The organism is Delftia sp. WSY_7 (genome assembly GCF_043104845.1).
GTDB lineage: Bacteria > Pseudomonadota > Gammaproteobacteria > Burkholderiales > Burkholderiaceae_C > Comamonas > Comamonas tsuruhatensis.
Map to the genome: position 1 here is coordinate 1 of NZ_JBICLB010000001.1, position 16,373 is coordinate 16,373.

15 protein-coding genes and 3 tRNA genes are annotated in these 16,373 nt (G+C 64.7%); 5 read left to right on the forward strand and 13 right to left on the reverse strand.

Annotated features, from left to right (window positions below; all coding sequences use genetic code 11):
- On the forward strand, nt 1-299 hold a 299-nt coding region (locus tag ACF8ME_RS00005; RefSeq protein WP_392414824.1), incomplete at its 5' end, for a copper chaperone PCu(A)C.
- A gap of 85 nt (nt 300-384) precedes the next feature.
- Here ACF8ME_RS00005 and ACF8ME_RS00010 read toward each other — a convergent pair.
- Nucleotides 385-1,287 carry a LysR family transcriptional regulator gene (locus tag ACF8ME_RS00010; RefSeq protein ID WP_392414826.1) on the reverse strand — a complete coding sequence of 301 codons (903 nt, stop codon included), beginning with the start codon at nt 1,285-1,287 and terminating at the stop codon, nt 385-387.
- A gap of 131 nt (nt 1,288-1,418) precedes the next feature.
- Here ACF8ME_RS00010 and ACF8ME_RS00015 point away from each other — a divergent pair, with 131 nt between their 5' ends.
- The 4 genes from ACF8ME_RS00015 to ACF8ME_RS00030 all read left to right on the forward strand — a co-directional run bounded on the left by ACF8ME_RS00015 (nt 1,419) and on the right by ACF8ME_RS00030 (nt 4,573).
- Complete coding sequence (locus ACF8ME_RS00015; RefSeq protein WP_392414827.1) at nt 1,419-2,282, forward strand: pirin family protein; 864 nt, start codon at nt 1,419-1,421, stop codon at nt 2,280-2,282.
- A 139-nt stretch (nt 2,283-2,421) separates the two neighbouring features.
- Complete coding sequence (gene ycaC, locus ACF8ME_RS00020) at nt 2,422-3,048, forward strand: isochorismate family cysteine hydrolase YcaC (RefSeq protein WP_016445411.1); 627 nt, start codon at nt 2,422-2,424, stop codon at nt 3,046-3,048.
- Between the two features lie 10 nt (nt 3,049-3,058).
- The gene (locus tag ACF8ME_RS00025) at nt 3,059-3,748 is read left to right on the forward strand and encodes a hydrolase (protein WP_016445410.1); all 690 of its coding nucleotides are present in this window, start codon (nt 3,059-3,061) and stop codon (nt 3,746-3,748) included.
- A 486-nt stretch (nt 3,749-4,234) separates the two neighbouring features.
- Nucleotides 4,235-4,573, forward strand: a complete 339-nt coding sequence (locus tag ACF8ME_RS00030; RefSeq protein WP_392414829.1) for a hypothetical protein — start codon at nt 4,235-4,237, stop codon at nt 4,571-4,573.
- Nucleotides 4,574-4,593: 20 nt separating this feature from the next.
- On the opposite strand, the gene ACF8ME_RS00035 is transcribed toward ACF8ME_RS00030, so the two are convergent.
- The 12 genes from ACF8ME_RS00035 to pgsA all read right to left on the reverse strand — a co-directional run bounded on the left by ACF8ME_RS00035 (nt 4,594) and on the right by pgsA (nt 16,370).
- A complete protein-coding gene (locus ACF8ME_RS00035; protein WP_174538912.1) occupies nt 4,594-5,007 on the reverse strand; it encodes a type IV pilin protein in 414 nt (137 codons plus the stop codon).
- A gap of 80 nt (nt 5,008-5,087) precedes the next feature.
- The gene (locus ACF8ME_RS00040) at nt 5,088-9,566 is read right to left on the reverse strand and encodes a pilus assembly protein (RefSeq protein WP_392414830.1); all 4,479 of its coding nucleotides are present in this window, start codon (nt 9,564-9,566) and stop codon (nt 5,088-5,090) included.
- Between the two features lie 46 nt (nt 9,567-9,612).
- The gene (locus ACF8ME_RS00045) at nt 9,613-10,206 is read right to left on the reverse strand and encodes a PilX N-terminal domain-containing pilus assembly protein (protein ID WP_392414832.1); all 594 of its coding nucleotides are present in this window, start codon (nt 10,204-10,206) and stop codon (nt 9,613-9,615) included.
- The gene (locus ACF8ME_RS00050; RefSeq protein WP_209669929.1) at nt 10,203-10,997 is read right to left on the reverse strand and encodes a prepilin-type N-terminal cleavage/methylation domain-containing protein; all 795 of its coding nucleotides are present in this window, start codon (nt 10,995-10,997) and stop codon (nt 10,203-10,205) included. The genes ACF8ME_RS00045 and ACF8ME_RS00050 overlap by 4 nt, the downstream gene beginning before the upstream one ends.
- A 28-nt stretch (nt 10,998-11,025) precedes the next feature.
- Nucleotides 11,026-11,547, reverse strand: a complete 522-nt coding sequence (gene pilV, locus ACF8ME_RS00055; protein WP_392414834.1) for a type IV pilus modification protein PilV — start codon at nt 11,545-11,547, stop codon at nt 11,026-11,028.
- 23 nt (nt 11,548-11,570) lie between these two features.
- A complete protein-coding gene (locus ACF8ME_RS00060; protein WP_392414836.1) occupies nt 11,571-12,083 on the reverse strand; it encodes a GspH/FimT family pseudopilin in 513 nt (170 codons plus the stop codon).
- 454 nt (nt 12,084-12,537) lie between these two features.
- Nucleotides 12,538-12,613 (reverse strand) — tRNA-His (locus tag ACF8ME_RS00065).
- A 269-nt stretch (nt 12,614-12,882) separates the two neighbouring features.
- Nucleotides 12,883-12,958, reverse strand: a tRNA-His gene (locus ACF8ME_RS00070).
- A 74-nt stretch (nt 12,959-13,032) separates the two neighbouring features.
- A complete protein-coding gene (locus ACF8ME_RS00075; protein ID WP_016445403.1) occupies nt 13,033-14,928 on the reverse strand; it encodes a SurA N-terminal domain-containing protein in 1,896 nt (631 codons plus the stop codon).
- A 57-nt stretch (nt 14,929-14,985) separates the two neighbouring features.
- Nucleotides 14,986-15,061 (reverse strand) — tRNA-Val (locus ACF8ME_RS00080).
- Between the two features lie 14 nt (nt 15,062-15,075).
- Nucleotides 15,076-15,348 (reverse strand): HU family DNA-binding protein, encoded by a 273-nt coding sequence (locus ACF8ME_RS00085; RefSeq protein ID WP_012204727.1) that lies wholly within the window; start codon nt 15,346-15,348, stop codon nt 15,076-15,078.
- Nucleotides 15,349-15,800: 452 nt separating this feature from the next.
- Nucleotides 15,801-16,370, reverse strand: a complete 570-nt coding sequence (pgsA, locus tag ACF8ME_RS00090; RefSeq protein ID WP_026062576.1) for a CDP-diacylglycerol--glycerol-3-phosphate 3-phosphatidyltransferase — start codon at nt 16,368-16,370, stop codon at nt 15,801-15,803.
- Nucleotides 16,371-16,373: the final 3 nt, after the last annotated feature.

Consider the following 16,373-nt stretch of genomic DNA (forward strand, 5'->3'; position numbering starts at 1 on the left):
ACCGGCTCATCGGGGCCAGCACGCCAGCGGCCGCACGCGTGGAGCTGCATGAGATGAAGATGGAGGGCGACATCATGCGCATGCGCGAAGTGCCCTTCATCGAACTGCCCGCAGGCCAGGAGGTGCAGTTGCGCCATGGCCAGTCACACCACCTCATGCTGATCGGACTCACGCAGCCCCTGCGCGAGGGTGATCGCTTCGATCTGACGCTGCAGTTCGAAAAGGCTGGCGAGTACAAGGTCAAGGTCTGGGTGCAGCAACCCAAGCGCATGCCATCCGGACACCAACACCCGCATTGAACGGACATGCGGCAGGAGCCGCGCCCCACAAGGCGAGATGCAGCCATGAGCTGCTGCAACCGCCACCATGGGGCTTGCCGGCAGCTCAGTCTTCGTCCAGCGCCTCAAACCGCTCGGCCAGGAAATCCAGCAGCGCCCGCACGGCCGGCAGCAGCCCGCGCCGCGAGGCGAACACCGCGTGGATGATCTCGCGCCGTGGCGCCCAGCCCGGGATGACGTGGACCAGTTCACCGCGCGCGATCTGCTCGCGCACCATCATCGAGGGCAGTTGCACCACGCCCACCCCCGCCAAGGCCGCCGCGCGCAGCGCCAGCATGCCGCGCGTGACCAGGCGCGGCCGGTGGCGGATGGCCGCCTGCGTGCCGTCCGGGCCGATCAGGTGCCACACATGCTCGTGCTGCGGCAGGCCCAGGTCCATGCTCGGCAGGCCTGCCAGGTCGGCGGGCACCTGGGGGATGCCGCTTGTCAGCAGCTGCGGGCAGGCCACCAGGCATTGACCGCGCTCGGCGAGCATGCGCATCACCAGGTCGCTGTCCTCCAGCGGCGGCGGGCGCACGCGGATGGCAACGTCGATTCCCTCGCCCACCACGTCCACGCGGCGGTTGGTTTCCTCGAGGTGGATCTCCACGCGCGGATACGCGGCCATGAAGGCCGCCAGCATGTCGGCGATGCGCGCATCGAGCAGCGCCACCGGGCAGGTCATGCGCACTATGCCGCGCGGCTCGGCGTGGGTCAGCGCGATGGCCTCGTCGGCGGCGTCGGCCTCCACCAGCATCGCCTTGCAGTGGCCGTAGTAGGTCTGGCCGGTCTCGGTGACGGCAAATCGCCGAGTGGAGCGCTGGATCAGGCGCGTGCCGAGACGCTCCTCAAGCTGCGCGATGCGCCGGCTCAGCTTGGATTTGGGCATCCCCAGCGCGCGGCCCGCGGGCGCAAAGCCGCCGTGGTCCACCACCTGCACGTAGTAGTAGAGGTCGTTCAGGTCTTTCATTGCACACCGCCTTCATCGTTCCTCAGATAGGACTCTGATGGCAAATATTAACGACTACCGCGTTCATCGTTCAAATCCTATTCTCTATCCGTCAGCCAAGACCTTTGTCTCGGCGACACAAGGAGATCAGCATGAAGAAAATCCTCGGTGTCTACAGCGCCCCCCGCATGCACTGGGTAGGCGACGGTTTTCCGGTGCGCTCGCTGTTCGGCTACGACGGGCTGGGCAAGCACCTGAGCCCGTTCCTGCTGCTTGACCACGCGGCGCCGACGCCCTTTGGGCCGACCGACCGGCCGCGCGGCGTCGGCCAGCACCCGCATCGTGGTTTCGAGACCGTGACCATCGTCTACCAGGGCGAGCTGGAGCACCGCGACTCCACCGGCGCCGGCGGCCTGATCGGCCCCGGCGACGTGCAGTGGATGACCGCTGGCGGCGGCATCCTGCACGAGGAATTCCACTCGCGCGCCTTCACCGAACGCGGCGGAACCATCGAGATGGTGCAGCTTTGGGTCAACTTGCCCGCCAAGGACAAAATGACCGCGCCGGGCTACCAGACGCTGCTGGATGCGCAGATTCCATGGGCGGACCTGGCGGGAGGCGCGGGCCGTGTGCGGGTGATTGCCGGCGAGTTCGGCGGCCACCGCGGCCCGGCGCAGACCTTCACGGCGATGGACGTGTGGGACATCCGCATCCGCCATGGCGGCGTGGGCCGGTTCGACGCGAAGGACGGCCACACGCTGGCCCTGGTGGTGCTCCACGGCTCGGTGCTGGTCAACGACGCCATCGCGCGGGAAGGACAACTGGTGCACCTGGAGCGCGCCGGCAGCGGCGTGGAGATCGAGGGCAGCAGCGACGCCACCGTGCTGTGGCTGTCCGGCGAGCCCATCGATGAGCCGGTGGTGGGCTATGGCCCGTTCGTGATGAACAGCGAGGCCGAGATCCGTCAGGCCATGACCGACTTCAACAGCGGACGCTTCGGCCAGATGGCGCACTGAGCGCCGCAGGGCTCCCGCCGGGAGTCCTGCATGTTTCCCCCGACGCGGCTTTGTTCAGCCGGGGCCTGCTGCCCCGGTCGTGCACGGCTGCGCCTGAACCGCCCATCCCGGGCACTTTGCAACCCCAAGGAGATTCACCATGACCAAGCCCTACGTCCGCCTGGACAAGGACAACGCCGCCGTGCTGCTGGTAGACCACCAGACCGGCCTGCTCTCCCTTGTACGCGACATCGACCCGGACAAGTTCAAGAACAACGTGCTGGCGCTGGCCGACATCGCCAGCTATTTCAAGCTGCCCACCATCCTGACGACCAGCTTCGAGAACGGCCCCAACGGACCGCTGGTGCCGGAGCTCAAGAGCCAGTTTCCCCAGGCGCCCTACATCGCCCGGCCCGGCAACATCAACGCCTGGGACAACGAGGACTTCGTCAAGGCCGTGAAGGCCACGGGCAAGAAGCAACTCATCATCGCCGGCGTGGTGACCGAGGTGTGCGTGGCCTTCCCGGCACTGTCGGCCATCGAGGAAGGCTTCGACGTCTTCGTGATCACTGACGCCTCCGGCACCTTCAACTCCATCACCCGCGATGCGGCGTGGAATCGCATGTCGCAGGCCGGCGTGCAACTGATGAGCTGGTTCGGCGCTGCCTGCGAACTGCACCGCGACTGGCGCAACGATGTGCAGGGGCTGGGCACTCTGTTTTCCAACCACATCCCCGACTACCGCAACCTGATCACGAGCCACACCACGTTCACCCAGGGCAATTGAGGAGAAGACCGTGAGCACACCTCAAACCATCGCCAACTTCAACGGCGCCCGCCCGGTCATCGATCCCGACAATGCGGCGATGCTGCTGATCGACCATCAAAGCGGCCTGTTCCAGACCATCAAGGACATGCCCTTCACCGAAGTACGTGCCAATGCCACCACACTCGCCAAGGTAGCGACACTGGCGAAGATCCCGGTCATCACCACCGCATCGGTGCCGCAGGGTCCGAACGGCCCCTTGATCCCCGAGATCCACCAGTACGCCCCGCATGCCCGGTACGTTGCGCGCAAGGGCGAGATCAACGCCTGGGACAACCCGGAGTTCGTCGCTGCCGTCAAGGCCACCGGGCGCAGGCAGCTCATCATCGCGGGGACGATCACCAGCGTCTGCATGGCCTTTCCCAGCATCGCCGCGGTGCACGAGGGCTACCAGGTCTTCGCGGTGATCGACGCCTCGGGGACCTACTCGAAAATGGCGCAGGAAATCACGCTGGCGCGCATCGTGCAGGCTGGTGTCGTGCCGATGGACACGGCGGCGGTGTGCTCGGAGGTGCAAAAGACCTGGAACCGCGAGGACGCGTTGCAGTGGGCGCAGGCCTACAGCGCAGTCTTCCCGCCGTACCAGTTGCTGATCGAAAGCTACTCCAAGGCGCAGGAAGTGGCCAGGAACGGTGAGCAGCTGGATTCGCAACGCACCTGACTGCGGTAGCATGGCACGGGTACGAGGCCGCTTGCCCAGGGCCGGATGGCGCGCCGGCACCCCGCAAGTTTGTCAGCCGGACTGCAGGCTTGCGGCGTCTTCCAGGCCAGGGGCAGAAGTCATTACACTTGTCGCCAAGCCGAAAGGCCCGGTGTGTCGTAACACCTATCTGGAGAGGTTGCAGCCCCCACCTTCAAGCGGGGTTTTGTCATGCCCAAATTTAAGAGGCTGGTGCGCCCGTGCGCGCCAGCCTGCATGGTTTCGGGCGAGATGGGCCTACCCGCGAGGATGGCCGCACGGCTCCGGACGTGTTACGAACATCTCGTCCACCCGTCGCCCTTCGTAAGGCAGCGTGTGGTGCTCAATGAGCCCGGAGCAAGAACCATGACCGCATCTTCACCCGCTTCCCGACCACCCCCTTCCCTCACCACCCGCCAAGCGGGAAAAGCCAAGGCTTGCCGCAGGCATCGCAGGACCCACTGCACCATGCGGACCGCGCTGGCCTTCATGCAGCGTTCCCTGGAATTCCTGGTGCGCGTGGCAGGCGAACACGACAACGCCAACTACGACGACGACGGCACCGATGCCGATGTGGAGCTGGCCGTGGAACTGGCGCTGGAGCACATCAGGCGCCTGCGCGCAGCGGGGCCCATGGAGCGCGAGGCCTTCGCCCAACACTGGAGCATGGCTGCGGCCGCCATCCGACTGGGGACGCTTGCCTACGGCCGCACCGACAGCACCTACTACCGCATGCTGGGCTTTGTGCAGCAGCAGTTCGAGGTGTCGGCGGCCATGGTGGAATTTGTGGATGAGGCGCAGGACTGAGACCCCGGCCCCGGTGGCGCTCAGCGCCAGCAGTCCTCCACCGTTCCCAGGGGCGAGATGCCTTTCACGCCCAGGGCGTTCAGGGTGTAGTCGCCGCAGCGCCTGTCCGATGCCTGGCGGCCGGTGCGCGTGGCCTTGAGCGTGTAGCCGCCGTCATTGGCGGCCGTGGCCATCGTCAGGGTGTAGTGGCCGTTCTCGGACTTGTCCCCCCAGGGCAGCCTGAGGTTGGCGACGGAGCTTGTGTAGCCGCCGTTCTGCGCCCGCCAGCGCTCCTGCCGGGCGGCGGCCTCGCCCAGCAGGCTTTGCGCTTCCACGCGCCGCGATCGCAGCACGTATTCCTGGTAGGAGGGGTAGGCGATCGCCGAAAGAATGGCGACCACCGCCACCGTGATCATCAGCTCGATCAGCGTGAATCCATGTAGCTTGCTGCGCACGCATTTCTCCTCGGGGGCCCGCAGGGCCAGCCAGACGGCCGGGGCCGGCAGGCCCCTGTGTGTTGTGGATGGCATGGCGGTCACGGGTTCGCGGGCTGGCGGCGCCAGCTCTGTCGCCCCCGGTCCACTCCGCTGTTGATATCGTCGCCCCCGGTCTTGACTGGGTCTCCCGCCCCGCTTGGCTTTCCGCTGGAGTCGAAGATCTTCGCGCCGCTGATGGTGGGCCTGCCCGGCCCCACCTCGCGGCCGTTGACCTGCTGGCCTGCCAGGTTGTCGGAGGCGTTGAAGATGCCGTCGCCGTTCACATCGAAGGCGACATAGTCGGTCTTGCCCCCGGTGTCGGGATCGATGGCGTAGATCGTGCTGGCCAGGCCTGCGGAGCAGGGGTCGCCCAGCGGCGGCCGGATGGAGGTGAACACCAGTCCCCGCCCGTACAGGCTCATGTCGTAGACCAGTCTTTCGCCGTCGCGCGGCAGATCGACGTACCAGCCCCAGCTGTGCACATTGGAGTCGGCGGTGCTGGTGGCGTCCTTGTACCAGGTGACCGGGTTGGCCGACAGGGCGAACTTGCCCGGAAAGCCGCTCACCTGGGTGAACTGCTGGGCCTGCAGATCCCCGCGCCCCTTGCCGGCGGTAGGCAGCGGCTGCGGCGCAGTCGTGGCGGGTGTGCCGTAGCGATCCCAGATACCGAACACCGATTGCCGGCGCATGTCCAGCTTGTCGTCATCCGTCATGAAGCGGCCCGTGCCGAAGGCCACCACATCGCCCTTGCCGCTGGAGTGCCGCACCACGTAGGGTGCGGTGGTGATGGACAGCCGCTTGCCGCCGCTGCGTTCGGACTCGCGTGCCACAAAGAACAGTTGCGCATTCCATGAGCCGCTGGCACCGCTGGCCAGGTCCACGCGCCATACATTGCCCGCAAGATCACCGGCATAGGCCACGTCCACCTTGCCATCGCCGTTGTTGTCCACCACGGCGGCGCGCGACAGGCCGTTCTTCGGCGCAGGCAGCGCGCTCAGCTCTGCGGCCGTCATGCCTGCCGCGAAATCAAAGCGCCGGATGACCTCGCCACTGGAGACATCCAGCACAAACAGGCTGGACTCGCCGGAGGCGCTGTTCGACGCCTGGTAGCCATTGGACAGGAATACCACCCACCTGCCCTTGGACCGGCCGGCGTCGTTGAGCCGCGCCACGACGGGCGTGGGCATCGAGTAACCCATGCGTTCGTCCTGTTCAACGCCGAACTCCCACAGCAACCGGGGGGAGGTGGGGTCCGTGACGTCCAGCGCGAAGACCTGCCGCCCGCCCGCGCCCAGGCTGCCGACCAGCACCCTGTGCCAGGCGTTGCCGAAGTAGACATCGGAGACCACGGGCGTCCCGTCCACGAAGTAGCGGTGGGGAGCGCCGCCCGCGCCATACCGGGACGCCAGGACATTGAGCGAATTCTTCACCCCCGATGGAATGAAGGCGAACTCCTCCTTGCCAGATGCCGCGTCGAAGGCGTGCAGCATGCCGTCGTTGGCGCCCACATACAGCATCTCCTTGGCAGCCTGTTTCGCGGCAAAGGCGGCATAGGTGGCACTGCCCTCCAGCTTGTCCGCGGCGGAGGCGCGGTACAGGCCGCCCTTGACCCGCACCAGCGAGGAATTGACGATGTCGCCCAGCACATTGGGCTTTCCGCTGGCCAGGGGCTTGCGCACGCGCAAGTCATCGCGCACCTCGCCACGCAGGAACTCGATGCGCTTTTTTGCCTGGCCATCGGCGGAGTTCGTGGCCGGGTCCGTGTTGAGCACGGCCAGCCAGGACGCATCGGAACGCTGCCCGCTGAGACTGGAGTACGTGAAAGGGCTCAGCGACACGGCACTGCCGGTCCTGCTGGGGTAGTAGATCTTGCGGTCATCGGCGGACCGCTCCGACAGGAGTTCCGCCGCGCTCCACACCAGCGTTCTGTCGCTGGTGGTGAGCTTCTCGCGGATGACATCGCCGCTCCAGTACTGGACCTCGAACGTGGTCCGATACAGGTCGGCGCCTTCGCCCAGTGTCGCCGTGGGCATGTCCACGCTGACCGCCGTCACGGAACTGATGTTCTGCAGGATGTCGTTGAACGCCTTGGTCAATTGGTCCTTGAGCGTGCCGGCATTGGTCACCAGAAAATAGTTGTCCGGATCTCCCGTGATCTTGGAGGGGTCGCGGTCCGGCACGCCGTACTTGGCGGCATACCACAGCGGTCCCTTCAGGAAGCTGCCCGCGTCGGTCGCATTGCCGGGAGTGAAGCTGCGGGTGGCCGTGAGCCCCAGGTTCGAGCATTCCGTGCGCTGCTGGGCCGAGATGCTGCCCCGGCAGTAGCCCGGATCGCGATTGGGGGGCGTGTTGTAGGCGTAGTAGGCCGAGGCGGTGTCCTTGTCACGCACCTCCAGGTACATGCCGTCCTTGGTGGTGCCCGAGATCACATAGCCCATGTGCTGCCCCAGGCCGCCAGCGGCGTACTCGGACACCATGTCGATCTTCACCTTGCCATCGGCCTGCAGCGCGATCGTGTAGCGCGCGATGGCGTCCATGTCATGGTCGGCGCCCTGCTCCACGTCCTCGTAGTTGATGCGGAACTCCGCATAGGGCCGCCCGCCATTGACCGAGGCATCGATGTCCGCCTTGCCCGTGTTGGCAATGTTGACCACGTAGTAGTCGACGATCTGGTTGGTCGGCGTGAAGACCGCATTGTTCACGGTGCTGCCACCGGCACTGCCGGAGACGGTCTTGGCAAACGGTGCAATGGTCACAAAGCGCTTGCCGCCGATCGGAAAGCGTATTTCCGGCAGCGGTGACGCAATGGCCACGGAGTAGGTCCTCAGCGCATTCTTGCCCTGGCTGTTGCCGAAGATGGCATTCCTGGCGCCGAAACGGGCCACGCCTGCGGCATAGTAGGTGCCTTCCTTGCTGGGCTCCTCGGGAGACAGGCCGCGCGCCCATGACAGGTCTGCAATGGTCTTGACCGAAGGAGCCTGGTCGGCATTGGCCGACGTTGACTGGCCGATGAAGAAGTTCTTCCCGTCTATGCGCTCGGCCGAGCCGATGGCCGCCACCTCGTCAGAGACATTGAAGCCATTGAGGGCGCTGGCGCCGACGCTCGCGTAGCGGCTGCCGGGCAGCTTGCCGTCGTAGGAGGGATTGATGTCGCTGAGCACCGTCATGACGGGACGGGAGCAGTACTGGTAGCCGCCCCCGCCTTCGGCCTTGGCCCTGTAGGGCGTTTCCCAGGCGGGCTTGGACAGGCCCAGGGACGCATCCTTGGAAGAGCCGCCAGCGTAGTCATAGATGCCGAGGGCCTGGGACGCGCCGCCGAAGTAGCGCATGGTCTCGAACATCATCTCGCTGATGGGATTGCCCCACATGGCGCACTTCGAAGGCTTGTCCAGCGAACTGATGGGGCCGGACGTGATCCAGCCGCATTCCACGTATTTGCCGCCGGTGTAGCCGATCAGCCGCTGGCGGTCTATGTTGGCGACCACGCCATTGACACCCGTCTTGAACTGGCCCGTCTGAGGGTCGACTTCCTCTGCGAAATTGCCGATATTGCGACGCAGCACGCCGCCGGCGATGTTTTTCTCGTACGAGCCTGTGAGCAGGCCGAAGTACATCTTCCCGTTCTCCCCGAAGTCGTGCAGCAGCCCCGTGGGCTTGTAGATGGTCTTGCCACCGTTGGGATAGGCCTTGCAGCTGGCCTCGAGCAACTGGACATTGCTGCTGGAGCAGGCCTCCACAAGCAGGTTGTAGTCGGTGATCCTGCTGCTGGCCCGCGCGCACGAATTGCCGCCTGCACAGTTGCTCTGCCCTGCAAAGCCCTCCTGGGACACCCAGTCCCAGATCTGGAACGAGGAGTCATTGAGCACGCGCAACTGGGTGATGACGCCAGCGGCCTCCCCCAGCGTGGTGACGGCAAACAGATGGCGCGTGCCGACCGCCGGCGGGCGCAGCGGCGCATAGTCCGAAATGCTGTAGACCTTGGCATCCCGCGCAGGGTCATAGGCCTTGCCCCAGCTGTGCGCATCCCTGGGAATGTAGGCGGTCTGCAAAACGGTGCGCGAAGCCGTGTCCTCCGCACGCATGCCGCCATAGAGCACGCGGCGTATGGCGTCCATGCGCGATGTGCCCAGATAGTTCAGGAAGTCGCCGCTCCAGTGGTTCGAGCACTTTTTCCTGTTGCTTCCGGTCGCTGCCTGCGAGGGCACGAAAACACCCTTGGAATAGCTGTAGCAGACGTTGTTGTTGAAGTAGCCGTAGTAGTCGATCTGGTCCGGCTTGTACCCGACATCGATCACACCGTCGCCGTTGAGGTCGGAGGCATCGTTGTAGGCCTCGTAGTACAGCTTGTGGTCACGCCCCATCACCAGCATGTTCAAGGGCGCCAGCGCCTGGTTCACGAACAGCGGCATCTGGGACAGCACGGTGTCCGCGCGCCCCTGGGCATGCGCCGGCGTACTGGCCAGTGCCAATGCGCACGTCCACAGCGCCAGGGCCGGCCACGCGCGTGCCAGGCCCTGGCGCCCCCTCGGACCATGCATGGTTTTCCAACTTGCAATGCGAGCCATTGAAGCTCCCTCCCCCTGCTTACTTTATGAACATGTTGACGCTGGACCGCAGGCACAGCGCATGCGCTCCGCAGGCCTGGGCCTGCTCCTTTTCCGTGGCCTGGGCATTGACCTCATAGAAGTCCGTGCAGCCGGTGGCGGGTGCATCCAGCGCGGACGTCGCACTACCCGACTTGGGACAGGCGGTCGTGATGTATCGGGGATACCAGTACCCATCGGGCTGCTGAAACCCGGCCGCCTTGGCCTTGGTCGTCCGGAAATCCGTACCGAGCCCGATGGAGTCCGTACGCACATCGGATACCGAGCAGGGAATGCCGCTGCCCTCGGCCACCGGAGTGCTGGCGCCATTGCAAGGCTTGAGTGCGACGGCATGCTCCAGCAGCTTGCGCTCACCTTCTCGCAGCGTGCCATCCGCGGTTTCATACAGCCGCTGGCTATCCACCATGTTGGCGGCGATGCGTGCCTCCAGCGTGGCCACGCGCATGCCGACCACCGCCAGCAGCAACACCAGCAGCAGCATGATCATGGACACCAGCAAGGCATTGCCGCGCTGGCGCCCGTGCAGGACACAGGACATGCAGCGGCGGCTCCGGGCTCCGATCAGCGCGGTCATGGCATCAGATTCCTCAGGGTGAGCGTGCCGGTGGCCAGTTGCAGCAGGGAGCCGGCATTCGCATCGCATCGGGCCCGGGCGCCGCCCAGTTGCGCCCAACGCTCGCAGACGGTGGAGGTCATGCCCTGCGTCACCTTGCCGGAGCTTTCCAGCAAGAGGGCAAGGCGCAGGGAACGGATGGCTTCCTGCTTCCCGGGCAACGTGGCCGTGAAGGCATCGACCCTGCGTATCGCGCCGGGCGCTGTCTGCCGATCGATGCCGAACTCGAAATGCACCGCCCGCACGCCATCGGCGAGCGGCACAACCTCCTGCGCGGCCCGGCAGACCAGCACACCACTTTCGACGGTGTATTTCTCCGCGAACATGCCGGTCGCCGGCGCCGGAGCGTCATAGGGGCCCGCGGCCCCCAGGTTCGCCGGCGTGCCCGCACAGTCGGTTTCCGCAGCGTCCCGGGGCTGGAAGCGAAGGCAGACGGTCTGCGCGTCAGCCGCGTAGAGCGCCTGTCCCTGAGCGAACTGGCAGCCGTTGGGATGGGGCGAGGAATCGGCAGGAAATGCGTCGAACATCGCCTGCGAAGGATCTCTCCTGTAGCCTGCCTTGGAGAACTCGGAGTCCAGCACGGCCAGCGCCAGCCGGCTGTTGCCGAGGTTCTCGCTCTGCCCCACGCGAAAACCGAAGCTCGACAGCCCCTGCATGTAGATGGTGGTGGCAATCAGCACGAGGAACAGGCCGATGGCCAGCGCCACCAGAATCTCCACCAGGGACAGGCCCGCCTGGGACGGCATGCGCATGCGGCACGCCCGTGCGCCCGGCCCGCGCTCAAAGCCGCGACCGCAGCGTGAATGTGCAAAATTCATTGTCGCTTCCATCCAGACATTGGCCTTTCTTGACCGGCCAGGCCACCGTCACGGACACCAGGCCATCGGCATCGGCGCTCACGGCGAAGGAGCTGTCGATGCGGTCCGCGGTGAGATCGGGCACCAGCTTGCGGGCCCGCTCGCCCCAGCAGGCCAGGCGCTGCGCCCGCGGCTGCGGCAAAGGCTGGCAGGCCACAGGTGCCGCGGGCATCGCGGCACCCTCCAGCTTCTGGTAGCCGCCCAGTTCAGCCACGGGCGCGCCCTTCGCGTCCAGGACCGTGGCCGTGTCCCCCCGCAGGGTCTCCAGCAGTTCGGAAGCCAGCATGGATGCCATCTGGCGACGCTCGGTATCCACGGTGTATTCAATGGCACGCACATGGATGCGCACGGCGCCCAGCAGCCCCACGGCCACCAGCAGCACGGCGACGAGTACCTCGATAAGGCCTGCGCCGCTTTGACTGCGAGAAGGAAAAGGAATGGACATGTGGCAGACCCGTTGCACGCGCATCAGCAACTGCCGCCGGCAGGCAGCCGCTGCTGGCGCACAAGCCCGGCGCGAGTCACTCTCAGGCAGTGCACGCGCGTGGCATGGCGAGCCGTGACGGTCAGCGTGTACAGCGTGCTGGCGCCGGAGAACTGCCTGGCGGTCCCCGTGGTTTCGAACAGGACGCCCTGCGAAGAATCACCGGAGGGCGACACGGTCACGGCATCAGGCACCCGGGCCTCGCGCACCAGCTGCCCTCCCGACTTGGCGGACCATGTCTGTCCCGCGCCCACGAAGCTGCTTTCCACCCGTTTGTAGACCGCTTCGGAGCGAGCCAGCTGCAGCAACGACTGCAACTCGAGCGCAGCCGAGCTGACGCGCTGGTTGGCTATTTGAGCGATGAAGGAAGGAGCGGCCAGAGCCGCCAGAATCGCGACCAGCGCCACCACCACCATCATCTCGATGAGGGTGAAGCCACGGGGCCATTGCCATGTGCCGCCTGGACAGCCGTTGCGCGTGTGACCGGGGTTTTTCATGCAAGCGTGCTTCTCGTTGCCGGGGAACCATGCGACAGGCCTGCAAGCCCTACGCCATTGCTCTTGATTGATGTTTGCAATCGTAATGCAAAGGCAATTTAGAACACCTATTGACACAGGTTATGGGACAAATATAGGACTTGTCTTATAAAAACCTGCGCAAAGCGCAACACCCCATCCAGCAAGCCCGGCCCGCCGTCCGTGCACGCAAGCTCGGCGGGACGGCCCGCGCAACGGGCATGGCATGGCCACGGTGGCGATACGGCAGGTCCCGAAGTCAGGAGGCAGGCCTCGCACCAAGCGCCTGAAAATCCACCGCAGCATGCGCGGCCGCAATCCAGCCGCAGCGCAATTGGCGATGCGAATATCCCGTCAGCTTCCAGCCCGAGGAAGATAAAGTTTGCGCCCAAAGCAAAAATCCCCAGTGCATTTCTGCACTGGGGATTTTCTTGTTTGGGGTGGCTGATGGGGCTCGAACCCACGACAACAGGAATCACAATCCTGGACTCTACCAACTGAGCTACAGCCACCGTTGAAGCATTCGATTATATGCCAAAAACCAGCAGACAAATGCTTTGGAACAGGCGTTGCGTGACGGATCGGGTGCAGCAGGAACAACGGCGCATCGGGGGACGCGGGCAAAGGGCAGGATGGCGCCATCCTCCATGCAGCCGCAGCCGGCAGGGACCTTGTCCGGCGCACCTGAAGCTGCCGGGGACAAGCTGCCGGGCACAAGCAGTCCCCCTGCCGCCCAAAGCAAAAATCCCCAGAGCATTTCTGCTCTGGGGATTTTTTTATTTGGGGTGGCTGATGGGGCTCGAACCCACGACAACAGGAATCACAATCCTGGACTCTACCAACTGAGCTACAGCCACCGTAGAAGAACGCTATTCTATTCCAAAAAACTGCTTGATTTCTGAAATTTCTGTTTTTCTAGAAATTTCCCTCATCAGGGGCGCGGGACCTTGATCTGCACCTTGAGCTGTTTCTTGAGAAGCTCGTAGTATGCCATAGCTTCCGCCACGGCCGAGCTTCGCAGGAAGTCCTGCTTCTGCGCGGCAGCCGCCTGCGCATCATCGGCCGGACGCTCGACGATGCGGTTGATCTTGACCACGGCATAGCCTTGCGCGCCCAGGTCAACACCCGTCCACGCAGGCAGCTGGGCCGTGGGCGCACGCAGGGCAGCGTCCACCACTTCGCGCGACTGGCCTTCGGGCTGGTCACGGCTGATCACCTTGGCTGCGGGCAATTGCGCCGCGTCAGGCTTGGCCTTCCATGCGGCGAGCTTGGCTTCGCCATCGGCCTTGGCCAGTTCGGCGGATTTTTGCGCCACATACAGGGTGCGCAGCTTGTCGCCGACCTCGGCCATGGGCAGCGTGCGGGCAGGCGTGTACTCCACCACGCGGCCGGCCACCAACTGGTTGGAACCCAGCTCCACCGCATCGGTGTTGCGCTTGTTGTTGAGCGAATCGCTGGAGAACAGCGCCTCCAGGAAACGGGGATTGGCCAGGGGGCCCTTGACGTTGGGGCCGGGCTGGCGCGTCACATGGTCTGCCTTTTGCACGGTGAGCTTGAACTTCTCGGCCACGGGCTGCAGGCTGTCCGACTGCTCGTAGACCGCGTTGGAGAAGCCTTCCGCCAGTTCGGCGAACTTGCGCTGCGCCTGCTGCTGCTTGAGTTCTGCTTCCAGCTTGGGACGCATTTGCTCGAAGCTCGGCGCCTTGGGCTTCTTGATGTCCACCAGCGAGATGATGTGGTAGCCGAAGTCGCTGTGCACCACGTCGCTGATGTCGCCGACCTTCATTCCGAAGGCTGCGTCCTCGAACGGCTTGACCATGGCGCCACGACCGAAGTAGCCCAGGTCGCCACCCGATGCAGCGGAGCCGCCGTCCTGCGAGTTGGCCTTGGCCAGCTCGGCGAAGCGCTTGGGGTCCTTGCGCAGCTCGGCCAGCAGTTCCTCGGCCTTGGCCTTGGCTTTCTCCTGCTCTGCCGCGGGGGCATCCTTGGATGCGTTGATCAGGATGTGGCTGGCGCGGCGCTCCTCGGGACCGGCCAGGCGCTCGGCGTTCTGGTTGTAGTAGGAACGCACATCGTCTTCGCTCAGCGTGATGCCGGCCTCGATGCTGGGCACATCCAGCAGCAGGTATTCCACCTTGGCCTGCTCCAGTTGCTGGAACTGGCTGGTGTGGGCGTCGTAGTAGGCCTTGAGGTCGGCCTCGGTGGGCTGGACCTTGCTGGCGTAGGCGCTGGCTTCGAAGCGTGCCACCTGCACTTCGCGGCGCTGGTACAGCGCATCGATGGCCTGCTTGACCTGGGCGTCGGTCGCAAAGGCCGTGCCCGTGACGCCACCCATCACCTGGTTCATGGACAGTTCGCGGCGCAGATTGGCCTCGAAGCCCTCAGGCGTCAGGCCCTGCGATCCGACCAGGGCGCGGTAGGCTTCGGCATCCATGGAGCCATCCGGCTTCTTGAGCGCGGCAATCGCGGGAATCTCCTGCAGCGTGCGCACCAGCTGTGCATCGGATGCGGCCAGGTGCATCTTCTGCACGGCAGCGGCCAGCACCTGGTCACGCACCATCTTCTCCAGCGTGGCGTAGCGCGCCTGCGGCGAATCCAGCAGCTTGGGGTCGACGTTGGGGTTCTCGGCGCGCAGGCGGTCGCTTTCCATGCGGTGCGCGTTCTCCCAGTCGGCCTGTTTGATCTCATGTCCATCCACACGCGCGACGATCACGCTGGATTCGGTGAAGTAGTTCTGGTTGACCCCCACGAAGATGAACGAGGGAATGATCAGCAAGAACAACAAGATCATCACGAACTTGGAATGCTTGCGGATGGATTCGAACATGGTCTGTCTTTCAGTGGCAGAAATAGAAAAGGCGAACTTTCGTTCGCCTTTTGTTCTTGGTGGGTGCTGACGGGGTCGAACCGCCGACCTACGCCTTGTAAGGGCGCCGCTCTACCAACTGAGCTAAGCACCCCACCTTGACTGGTGTCAGTTCAGGGCATCCTTCAATGCCTTGCCCGGACGGAACTTGGGAACCTTGGCGGCCTTGATCTTGATGGTCTCGCCGGTGCGGGGGTTGCGGCCCGTGCGGGCGGCGCGCTTGCCAACGGCGAATGTACCAAAACCAACGAGCGACACTGTACCACCCTTTTTGAGGGTTTTCTTCACAGCCTCAATCGTGGAATCCAGTGCGCGAGCAGCCGCAGCCTTGGAGATGTCGGCGTTGTTAGCGATGTGCTCAATCAGTTCGGTTTTATTCACAAGATGCCTCTGGAGAAATAAGTGAATGGAATGTCTCTGCGGCCACCAACTTGGCGCGACCAGAAACCCGGCGCGACGGATACGGAATCTGGCTTGCCGTTCGACGCTTGCCTCGGGGCAGGCATCGGTGAATTAAAGCCATCGACCTTCCAGGTGTCAATGCACGCTGTGCATCGCAACGACAGGGCACGATTCTATGCGGTTTTGGCGCCAGCTTTGGCTTTGCGGCCGGTTTTTTGCGCGCAGCGGGTGCTAGCGGCTTCACGAATTGACAAGGGTTGACAATGGACTTGCCCGCCGCAGGCCTTGCCAGTGCTGCAATGCGCCTTGGCGCTGCGCGCCGGCAAGGCTGCAGCAGCTGCCCTGCCTCACTCATATGCTTCCAAAAGAAGAGCACCCCAGACCGCCCCGCATGTCAGGCGCATGGGCTGGGGGAGCGATCCGCAACGCCCTCAGTGCGTGACCCGCGCGCGGATCTCGGGCAGGGCTTTTTGCAGGTAGTACACCATGGACCAGACGGTGAGCACGGCGGCCACCCAGATCAGCACCTGGCCCCAGACGCCGGTGTCGATCATGCCGAACACACGGCCGTCGTACAGCAGGAAGGGGATGGCCACCATCTGCGCCGTGGTCTTGAGCTTGCCCAGCATGTGCACGGCCACGCTCTTGCCCGCGCCCAGGTGGGCCATCCATTCGCGCAGGGCCGAGATGGCGATCTCGCGGCCGATGATGATCAGGGCCACGAACACATCGGTGCGCTGCAGATGCACCAGCACCAGCAGCGAGGCGCAGACCAGGAACTTGTCGGCCACGGGATCGAGGAAGGCGCCGAAGGCCGATGTCTGGTTGAGCTTGCGCGCCAGGTAGCCGTCGAGCCAGTCGGTGGCCGCGAAGACGATGAACATGACCGTGGCGACCAGGTTGCGGGTCGCCACGTCGAAAGGCGCATAGAACACCCCGACGATCAGCGGAATCGCGACGATCCGCGTACAGGTCATCAAGGTGGGGATTGTGAGAAACATGGC

Coding starts and splice junctions, on each gene's coding strand:
- ACF8ME_RS00015 (WP_392414827.1), top strand. CDS start 1,419: ATGAAGAAAATCCTCGGTGTCTACAGCGCCCCCCGCATGCACTGGGTA.
- ACF8ME_RS00040 (WP_392414830.1), bottom strand. CDS start 9,566: ATGCATGGTCCGAGGGGGCGCCAGGGCCTGGCACGCGCGTGGCCGGCC.
- pgsA (WP_026062576.1), bottom strand. CDS start 16,370: ATGTTTCTCACAATCCCCACCTTGATGACCTGTACGCGGATCGTCGCG.
- pilV (WP_392414834.1), bottom strand. CDS start 11,547: ATGTCCATTCCTTTTCCTTCTCGCAGTCAAAGCGGCGCAGGCCTTATC.
- ACF8ME_RS00060 (WP_392414836.1), bottom strand. CDS start 12,083: ATGAAAAACCCCGGTCACACGCGCAACGGCTGTCCAGGCGGCACATGG.
- ACF8ME_RS00075 (WP_016445403.1), bottom strand. CDS start 14,928: ATGTTCGAATCCATCCGCAAGCATTCCAAGTTCGTGATGATCTTGTTG.
- ACF8ME_RS00010 (WP_392414826.1), bottom strand. CDS start 1,287: ATGAAAGACCTGAACGACCTCTACTACTACGTGCAGGTGGTGGACCAC.
- ACF8ME_RS00050 (WP_209669929.1), bottom strand. CDS start 10,997: ATGCGCATGCCGTCCCAGGCGGGCCTGTCCCTGGTGGAGATTCTGGTG.
- ycaC (WP_016445411.1), top strand. CDS start 2,422: ATGACCAAGCCCTACGTCCGCCTGGACAAGGACAACGCCGCCGTGCTG.
- ACF8ME_RS00045 (WP_392414832.1), bottom strand. CDS start 10,206: ATGACCGCGCTGATCGGAGCCCGGAGCCGCCGCTGCATGTCCTGTGTC.
- ACF8ME_RS00030 (WP_392414829.1), top strand. CDS start 4,235: ATGCGGACCGCGCTGGCCTTCATGCAGCGTTCCCTGGAATTCCTGGTG.